Genomic DNA, 8472 nt, shown 5'->3' on the forward strand with positions numbered 1-8472 from the left:
GTTTTATTATGGTTGAAGATAAATACACTTCTTACCAGGCTCATTAAAACTGCGTTCCATTGTTTTTTTACCAATCTTAATCACTTGAAAGCGATTTGGAACAATAGCAGGGAAGATAAATTTACGAAATATGTGACTCCATAACGGATCAATATAATAGTAATAATCTTCATCATAACCAATTAACAATGTTACGTGAATATTAGAAACTAACTCGGTAGTTGTATTATCAAATTTAAACTTTTTGCGACTAGGTGCATCTCCAAGACTAGTATGATACATAATAATAGGTTGGCCTTGGTCGATAATATCTTCTAATTCAGTCAAGTCTGTACCTGTACCGTCAACGAAGCGGTCGTCAAACGTTTGTAAGTAGGGGACATAGGCATCTGGAAAGATAGTTTGATGATGTCCAAATTTAATCAATAGTTGATGACCGACATAACCTTTATGTGGATTATTCGGATGCGTAGGCCAATGCTTCATAATGTCTGTTGCCTTAATATCATAATGATTATATTGAAGTAACATAGCTGCTGAAACGCCTTCACATCCCATAACCATTGGAATTGGAAATAATTGGCTAATCGGTTTTACAGGCAAGATGGTCTTCTTCATAATAAGTTCTCCTTCATTCACTCGTAACATGTTGCGCGCGTTCTATTTAAAGTAAATTCATTATATACCCTCATAGGTCTTTCGTATATCAATTTGAACTGGGTATATAATAGTTATTAAAGAGATTTGTATTTTTGATTTTCTGAAAAGGAGGACAAAATGGACTACCGAATTAAAGATTTAGAAAAATTAAAGTTTGTAGGAATAAAGCGAAGATTCAGTAATGGCAGAGAAATGCAACAAGGCATTCCTGATTTTTGGCAAGAAGTAAACGATAAACAATTAACCGAACAAATAATCGAAAAAAGTAATCATAAATTATCTGGAATATTAGGAATTTGTTATATGTTGGACAACGGAACAATGGAGTATATGATTGGCGTACCTACAGATAAAGAAGTTGATAATGAAGAAAATTATGACATGCTAGATTTAGAAGCACAAACATATATTATATTTGATGCTGTGGGTAAAGTTCCTCAAGCTGTTAAAGAGACCATCGCACAAATCCATCAAAACGTATTACCACAGCTTGATGTCACAATTAAACAGGCACCGTTTTTTGAACATTATTTACCAGGAAATACTCAAAGCGACGATTATATTACAGAAATTTGGGTGCCTATTTCTCGCTAATCTTTGCACAAGAAAATGATTCCATTGTAAGTGGCTTAAGAAAAGTTAAATCACAGTGGAATCATTATTGGATCAATTATTTTCGAACAGCATGAACGATATAGTTCATGTTGTTTTTATGTTTACGCATTGTTTTAAACATTCTAAAGAACATCGTGCGGTTAGCAGGTTTTAAGGCATTTTTAATAATCTTAAGTGTGCCGACAAAACCTTCATCTCTAATCATGCCTGGAGGCGACATTAATGATAATGTGCCTGTATGAGATTCAATCGTGCTAAATCCGGCTGATTGATAAAGTTGATACCAATGTTCTGTAGTTAAAGGCGTTACCTTTACATTAATGGCATCACTAAGCTCAGTGATTACTTGTTCTTTAAGTGGACGATTAACAATCGCAATATCGTGTGTAAGTAGAATACCATTTGGTTTAAGGACACGGTAATATTCTTGAAGCACTTTTTCCTTCATTGCTATAGGCAACATTGTAAGCATCGCCTCGTTCAAGATAATGTCAAAGCTATTATCTTCAAACGGCAATTTCGCAGCGTTAGCTTGTGTTAAATGAATATATTTTTCTAAATGATGTTTGGCGACATTTTTTCGGCCTTGTTCTAAGGCTTTGTTATTTAAATCCACGCCTTCTATATGGCAATGATATGTTTTTGCCAATTCAATTGATGTCGTACACATGTTACATGCCACTTCTAGAACTTTCTTTTCTTTTGAAAAATGTCCCTTTTTAATAAGCCAATCCGTAGCTACTTTACCACCTGGGCGTAACCTCTTTTTACCTAGTGTAGCTAAGAATGTGTGGCCTGCTAGCTTTTTGTTTCCCATTCATTAACACCTCGCATTGATTAACTTGTAAATTTATTAAATAAAACGTGATTTTCAAGATGTACGTGTTCATGTGTTTCACGCTCTAAATTCTCTAGGCGGTTATACACTAAACGCCATGTTGTACAAGCTTCTTGTGGAGGTTGATAATCATTAGTTAATTCACGCATAGATTGGAGTAATTGACCTGTTTCTGTATGGTCATCCACTAAGCTTTGAATAATTTGATCAGCATTTTCTACCTCATGTCCTTTTGAGATTTCAATTAATTTTGGAAAAGCTTGTTCATCTTCTTCAGCCATATGTTCTAACATACCGTCTCTAAATTGACGATATAAATCTTGTAATTCTAATAGATATGGAAATCTTTCGCCATGTACTTTCGCCACTTTTGTAACGTAAGGGGAAAGGTTCTTAAACTCTTCACGTATAGTTTGATGGAAACGTGATTGAATATATTGAATTAATGAAGGCGCATCGAGATATTCAACGCTAATACCTCCAGGTTGTGAGACTGGTAATGCATTAAGTTTATTTAGAAGTGTGTCAGCATCCACTTTTTTGTTTTGAACTGCTTCTTCAATTGAAATGTTGCCACCACAACAGAAATCGATACCATATTGTCTAAAGACATCTGCTGCCAAAGGTTGTTGAGTGACAATATTTGCTACTATTGAATCTTTATTAATCATTTCAATTCCTCCTTTATACATTGGCTATTATATAAAATAATTATTTTTTTAAAGAGAGGGGAATGTTAGGTGTCATGTATTTGTCGAAAAGTTATAACAAAATGGTGAATATATAGGAAATGAGGCTAAAACAAAATAAAATGTTTCAGCCTACTTTAACATTTTGGCAGTAGCTGACTGATTTGAAAATGCGCTTAAATCAAGCTTTTTTCAAACCTAGTCATCCTTGCCGGGGCGGGACAACGAAATTATTTTAATTTCTGTCCCGCTCCCTTTCTGACTTTAAATATTTTTTCGGTTGTGATGTCTAAAATAAATCACTTGTAGGGCGATTAATAATATAGCTGAGATTGTAATAACTAACACATACGGCATAACATTATATTCCCCTTTTAAACCAACTAAAGGAGAAATAATGCCGCCAAGGATAAATTGAAACAGCCCTAATAAACTTGAAGCATTACCGCTTCCGCCTGTACGTTCTTCCATAGCCATAGAGAATCCAAGAGGACCGACAGAAGCTACTGGACAAACATTTAAGAAGAAAGCAATAAGTAATATCCATAAAGGACCGTGTAAAAGAAGCGTCATTGTAATCAATACAACGCCGATAATTTGAATTAAAGTTAAATAAATAAACAAACGATAACGATCAATATATGTAACTAATATAGCGACACTTTGGCTGACAACGATAAGACCTATGCCATTAATTGCAATCATGACACTAAATTGCAAAGGTGTCATATTATAAATCTTCTGTGTGATAAAGGGTGAAGCTGATGAAAAGCTAAACAACATGACATAAGTTAAACCTTGTAAGAACATAGGAATAACGAAACCTGGCTTTCTTAACAACTGCCCAAAATCTAAGAAGATTGCTTTAAAATTTAATGTGCGATGTTCTTCATTAACCTCGGAAGGCATATTCAACGCAAATCCACTTAAGATTAAGAGGCTAATAATAGTTAGAATAACGAAAATGATTCTCCATGAACCTAGCGTTAATGACAATCCACCTAATAGGGGCGCAATAATCGTTATAATACCATTAACCACCATGAGTGAAGCTAGAAATTTAGCAAGTAAGTCACCTGTATATCTTTCGCCTGCAAATGCTTTAGCAATGACAATAATGCCTCCTGCCGTTAATCCTTGAACCAAACGTATAACGATAAATAACGAGAGGTGAGTCACAAAGATGGAACATACAGAAGTTAAAAGAAAGATACATAAAGTGATGATGCCCGTTTTTTTATATCCAAACGCATCTGCTAAAGGTCCTAACAAAAATTGTCCTAACGCTAACCCAATCATCGCGAATGATAAAGTCAGTTGCACTTCAGAAGTAGAAGAGCCGAAGTGATGTTGCACTGTAGGTAACGCAAGTGAATACATATCAATGATCATTGGACCAAAGGCAGTCATGCTACCTAAAATTATAACTAAAAACAAGGGGAGTTTAGTGCTTGTTGTATTCTGCATATAGAATCTCCTTGAAAAGATTTGTAAATTATATTATATCGGTTTTTCAAACATTTGTAAGTTATAAAAATAGGTTTATTAAATTAAGGGATAAAAAATTGGAGTTTGCATTGGTAGGGTAAATAGGGGCATCGTAAATTCGGAGATGGTATAATATATAAGTCGTCGTTTTACTTCTGTGCTGTAATTAGCATGGAAGGAGGTGACATCATGTTCAGCATCATATTTGTATCTGTAATAGCTCCTATAGTAGTAGGAGTTGTACTCACGTCATATTCTTATTGGCTGAATAAGCGTGATAAATAATTAAACGACGACATAGTCAATACACCAAAAGAGCCCGATAACTATTCGCAGTAGTTATCGGGCTCGGTGTTTATCATGCTTAGCATCATATTTGTTACTTATATTATAACATCATAGTAGATTTGAATGCAAAAAATAGTATCTTGTAAGATTAAATAAGGTTTTAGTCTAACTAATTACTGTTGATTGTTTGCGTCTTTAGAACCATTAATAAGATTGTCTAGCTTACTTTTAATGTCATCCACTTTCGTATTCACATCATTTAATAAGCTATCTACTTTACCTTGATTTTCATTATTTTGTTGCGCATTATTAGCTTCTTTTAATTTATTAACTTGATCTTGATAAAACTGAGTGAATTTTGAATCATTATTATTTTCTTCATTATTTTTCAGTTTATTAATCTCATCTTGAATTTGTGAAATACGTGAATCACTATCAATCTTATCTTTAATATCATTTTTAGCTTTTTCAACTTGGCTTTGAATACTATCTTTTTGATCATTTACTTGATTCTCATAGTTTTTAGAAACTTTATTAGGATCATTGCTAACTTTCTCATCTTCACCACTCATATGATTAACGATTGCTTTTGTAGCAAATATAGCCACAATCACTAATAGAATAGCTATAATCGCAATTAACCATTTTTTAGATTTTCTGTTTTTCTCATTTTCTTCTTCTAATTGTTGTTCGCGACGGAAATCACGTTCATTGTAATAACGTTCGCCATGTTCATCATAGAAGTCATCACGACGATAATCCTCGCGTGAGGCATAGTCGTCACGATATCTTGGGTCTTCTGATTCGGGACGACGTTGACCATTTCGCTGACGGTAGTCATCATCATTTTGTCTGCGCTCTTGGCGATAACGTGGGTCCCTATTCTGTTTAGAAGGTTGACGATATTGATCATCGTATTTATAAGATTCTTTGTATTTGTCTGTACGTTTCATGTTGGTCACCTCATTTATATTTATTTGTTTATTACTTGTTGGAGTAATCGTGCCACATTTTCAGCGGTACGTTGAATATTATCTTTCCCTTTAGTTAATAACTCATCTATCTCCATAGGTTGCTCGATGATGCTAAAGGCACTATCAATGCCATGCTCATAAACCGCTTCATAGCCATCGCCTAAGCTACCACAAATTGCTATGACAGGGATATCAAACTGTTTCGCAGCTTGTGCTACACCAATGGGCGTCTTGCCATAAATCGTTTGCGCATCCATTTTTCCTTCTCCAGTGATGACTAAATCTGCATCTTTTACTCTCTTTGGAAATTGGGTTTCCTGAAGAACGATATCGATACCTTTGGATAGGGAAGCATTTGGGAAAAATGCTAGAATACCTGCACCTAAGCCACCAGCCGCACCGGCGCCAGGCACATCTTTAACATTTTTATTAATGTCTCTTTCAATCATATCATGATAGGTAGCTAAGGCGGAATCCAACTTTGGTATCATCTTATCTGTAACACCTTTTTGTGGCCCGTAAACGGCGGTTGCGCCATTATCACCTAGTAAAGGATTATTCACGTCACAAGCGACTTCAAACTGCACATGCTTTAGACGCGAATCTAATTGAGACATATCAATACGTGCTAGTTGTGAAAGATAACCACCACCTAAAGGTAAGGATTCCTCATTTTCATCTAGAAATTTAACGCCAAGTGCAGCAAGCATGCCACTTCCCCCGTCATTCGTCGCACTTCCACCAAGACCTAGGATAATCTTAGAAACACCATGATCAAACGCATCTTTGATCAATTCTCCTACACCAAAGGTAGAAGCCTTTAATGGATCGCGTTCATGAGATTTCAACAAGTCTAAACCGGAAGCAGCAGCCATTTCAATAATTGCCACATCATTATCTTGTGAACGTGCGTAACTCGCTTCAATGTCGCGATGGAGGGGGTCATGAACCTTCACTTTATATGTTTCAGCATTTAATGCTTCCTTTAACGCGTCAGTCGTGCCTTCACCACCATCTGCCATTGGAATAATGTCATAGTTGATAGTTTCATTAAATATTTTTTGAAAGCCACGCTGAATGGCTAAACCAGCTTCTTTAGCTGACATGCTCTCTTTAAATGAATCAGTTGCAATTACAATTTTATTAATTGGCATAGTCTCACCCTTTAAATAATGGTTAATTTATAAAAATAGTATATAATAATATTTAAATTTAAAATTCTGTTAGATAAGTCTTTCTAAGTAATAAGAGGGAGAGAGAAATGTTTAGATTAAAGCAACACGAATTATACATCTGGTTATTAGGTTTATTCATCTTTTACTGTTACTTCGCATTTATGATGCCTTTACATAGTTCAGATTGGTTTTGGGGCAGTCGTCAAGGGAGGCAAGCCGTGACCAATCATTTCGAACAAATTGACGGAGATTATATTAGTAATCTCTTAGCATTTGCTATTACGCAATCTGCGACATTGCGCGTCGTTTCATATAGCATCATTTCTATACTTTTCGTCTTAATGATGCTCAAATTCGTGACATATACATTCTCAACCAATACATTCATTTTAATAATACTCTTCATATTTATTATACCCAATTCAATTTTTGCGCAAAGCTATGGCAATTTTGAATTATTTTATAGTTATGTATTTGGGACTTGTATTGCACTCTATATTTTACATTTTGTGGTTTCAACTTTTATTTTGGAAAATGAGTTCAAGTTTTGGAATATCTGTATATTTTGGATTGCCTGTGTCATAAGCCAATGGTTTGCGGAAACACTCACTTTCTATAATGTCATGATGCTGTTGAGCGCATTAATCATTTACTTCATTTGGAAGCGGAAGATCAACTTTAACTTATTAATAGGCTTTATGTTAACGTTATGTGGTACATTTATAATGTTGTTTAATGAAACCTACATATACTATTTTATCAATATCAAGAATTTACGTGCTCAAGTAGATGAATTAGGTTTCCTCCATAAAATAAAACTGACTTTATTTGAACAGTTACCACAATACATATTTTTCGATAATATCCTTTTAATAAGTTTAATTGCTATTGTTTTAATTATGTTATTGGTAAATAATGTAGCTTTTAAAGAGTGGGCTAGATATAAACGGTTCTTTTTAATATTTGGAATTAGCGCACTGCCAATATATAGAATATTGATTTATGTGCCTTTCAATTTGAAACAATTAGCCATCTTATATAGTTATGGCATCATTAATATTGCAATTTGTCTTATATTTTATATCAGTGTATTTATAGCGAGTTTCTATATAGTGAAGAATCGTTATATGCGCGTTGTTATTGGAGGCATAGGCATTTCAATTATTCTCAATGCTCTTCCTATATTTTTAATTGGAAAAGTAGTGCCACAATATTTCTTTATGATATATACTTTATGGTGTCTACTTGCTGTCATTCTCTTAACTACGCTAGGTAGACTAACGCAAACCATGTTCAACATATTTAAATTATTAATTATATTATTAATGATTGTATATATTGTTGTTTGTACTACACTGCATTTTGAAAATGAAAAACGATTAGACGCTATACATACACAAATGGATAATCATAAAAATGAATTGGTCATCCATCATTTACCATTTGAAACATACTTTAGTGGCATGACGCCGACTAATGAAATTGATAAAGAAAACTTCAAAGAATATCATCACATTCCTAATAATAAAAAAATAAAAGTATTGCCGTTTGAAATTACAGAAACAAACGACTAAGGAGAATTATTATGAAGTTAACAAAAACGCACTATGAAATTATAAAATTTGTGATAGTCGGTGGGATTAATACGCTTGATTATTACCTCGTGTACTTAATTTTATTAAAGTTATTTAATGTATATTATATGCTCAGTCATATTATAGGTTTTGTAGTGAGTTTTATTATTT

Annotated in this window: 10 protein-coding genes; 4 read left to right on the plus strand and 6 right to left on the minus strand. The window is 33.9% G+C overall.

All coding sequences use genetic code 11. From position 1 onward, the window contains the following. Positions 1–6 precede the first annotated feature (6 nt). Positions 7–618 (minus strand): C39 family peptidase, encoded by a 612-nt coding sequence (locus tag CD127_RS03260; protein WP_103365756.1) that lies wholly within the window; start codon positions 616–618, stop codon positions 7–9. A 159-nt stretch (positions 619–777) separates the two neighbouring features. Here CD127_RS03260 and CD127_RS03265 point away from each other — a divergent pair, with 159 nt between their 5' ends. After that, on the plus strand, positions 778–1254 hold the full coding sequence (locus CD127_RS03265) for a GyrI-like domain-containing protein (RefSeq protein ID WP_103365757.1): 477 nt from the start codon (positions 778–780) through the stop codon (positions 1252–1254). 76 nt (positions 1255–1330) lie between these two features. Here the strand turns inward: CD127_RS03265 and CD127_RS03270 are convergent, their stop codons facing one another. From CD127_RS03270 to CD127_RS03280, 3 genes are all read right to left on the minus strand, one after another. Then, complete coding sequence (locus CD127_RS03270; protein ID WP_103365758.1) at positions 1331–2092, minus strand: class I SAM-dependent methyltransferase; 762 nt, start codon at positions 2090–2092, stop codon at positions 1331–1333. A 20-nt stretch (positions 2093–2112) separates the two neighbouring features. Then, positions 2113–2784: an iron-sulfur cluster repair di-iron protein ScdA gene (scdA, locus tag CD127_RS03275; RefSeq protein ID WP_103365759.1), complete on the minus strand. Its 672-nt coding sequence runs from the start codon at positions 2782–2784 to the stop codon at positions 2113–2115. A gap of 282 nt (positions 2785–3066) precedes the next feature. Then, the gene (locus CD127_RS03280) at positions 3067–4269 is read right to left on the minus strand and encodes a putative multidrug effflux MFS transporter TcaB (RefSeq protein ID WP_103365760.1); all 1203 of its coding nucleotides are present in this window, start codon (positions 4267–4269) and stop codon (positions 3067–3069) included. A gap of 210 nt (positions 4270–4479) precedes the next feature. Here CD127_RS03280 and CD127_RS12545 point away from each other — a divergent pair, with 210 nt between their 5' ends. Then, positions 4480–4575: a type I toxin-antitoxin system Fst family toxin gene (locus CD127_RS12545; RefSeq protein WP_115345419.1), complete on the plus strand. Its 96-nt coding sequence runs from the start codon at positions 4480–4482 to the stop codon at positions 4573–4575. A gap of 176 nt (positions 4576–4751) precedes the next feature. Here the strand turns inward: CD127_RS12545 and CD127_RS03285 are convergent, their stop codons facing one another. Both CD127_RS03285 and CD127_RS03290 read right to left on the minus strand, forming a co-directional pair. Then, positions 4752–5531, minus strand: coding sequence for a hypothetical protein (locus CD127_RS03285; RefSeq protein WP_103365761.1), 780 nt, complete (start codon positions 5529–5531; stop codon positions 4752–4754). A gap of 20 nt (positions 5532–5551) precedes the next feature. Further along, on the minus strand, positions 5552–6706 hold the full coding sequence (locus CD127_RS03290; protein ID WP_103365762.1) for a glycerate kinase: 1155 nt from the start codon (positions 6704–6706) through the stop codon (positions 5552–5554). Positions 6707–6813: 107 nt separating this feature from the next. On the opposite strand from CD127_RS03290, the gene CD127_RS03295 reads away from it, so the two are divergent. Both CD127_RS03295 and CD127_RS03300 read left to right on the plus strand, forming a co-directional pair. Beyond that, positions 6814–8301, plus strand: coding sequence for a hypothetical protein (locus tag CD127_RS03295; protein WP_103365763.1), 1488 nt, complete (start codon positions 6814–6816; stop codon positions 8299–8301). Positions 8302–8312: 11 nt separating this feature from the next. After that, a partial coding sequence (locus CD127_RS03300) for a GtrA family protein (protein WP_206168808.1) occupies positions 8313–8472 on the plus strand: 160 nt, incomplete at its 3' end.

This window comes from Staphylococcus petrasii (assembly GCF_002902565.1).
GTDB classification, from domain to species: domain Bacteria; phylum Bacillota; class Bacilli; order Staphylococcales; family Staphylococcaceae; genus Staphylococcus; species Staphylococcus petrasii.

Excerpts from the sequence above, each read along its gene's own strand:
- CD127_RS03260 (WP_103365756.1), bottom strand. The coding sequence starts at position 618 with ATGAAGAAGACCATCTTGCCTGTAAAACCGATTAGCCAATTATTTCCA.
- CD127_RS03265 (WP_103365757.1), top strand. The coding sequence starts at position 778 with ATGGACTACCGAATTAAAGATTTAGAAAAATTAAAGTTTGTAGGAATA.
- CD127_RS03270 (WP_103365758.1), bottom strand. The coding sequence starts at position 2,092 with ATGGGAAACAAAAAGCTAGCAGGCCACACATTCTTAGCTACACTAGGT.
- scdA (WP_103365759.1), bottom strand. The coding sequence starts at position 2,784 with ATGATTAATAAAGATTCAATAGTAGCAAATATTGTCACTCAACAACCT.
- CD127_RS03280 (WP_103365760.1), bottom strand. The coding sequence starts at position 4,269 with ATGCAGAATACAACAAGCACTAAACTCCCCTTGTTTTTAGTTATAATT.
- CD127_RS12545 (WP_115345419.1), top strand. The coding sequence starts at position 4,480 with ATGTTCAGCATCATATTTGTATCTGTAATAGCTCCTATAGTAGTAGGA.
- CD127_RS03285 (WP_103365761.1), bottom strand. The coding sequence starts at position 5,531 with ATGAAACGTACAGACAAATACAAAGAATCTTATAAATACGATGATCAA.
- CD127_RS03290 (WP_103365762.1), bottom strand. The coding sequence starts at position 6,706 with ATGCCAATTAATAAAATTGTAATTGCAACTGATTCATTTAAAGAGAGC.
- CD127_RS03295 (WP_103365763.1), top strand. The coding sequence starts at position 6,814 with ATGTTTAGATTAAAGCAACACGAATTATACATCTGGTTATTAGGTTTA.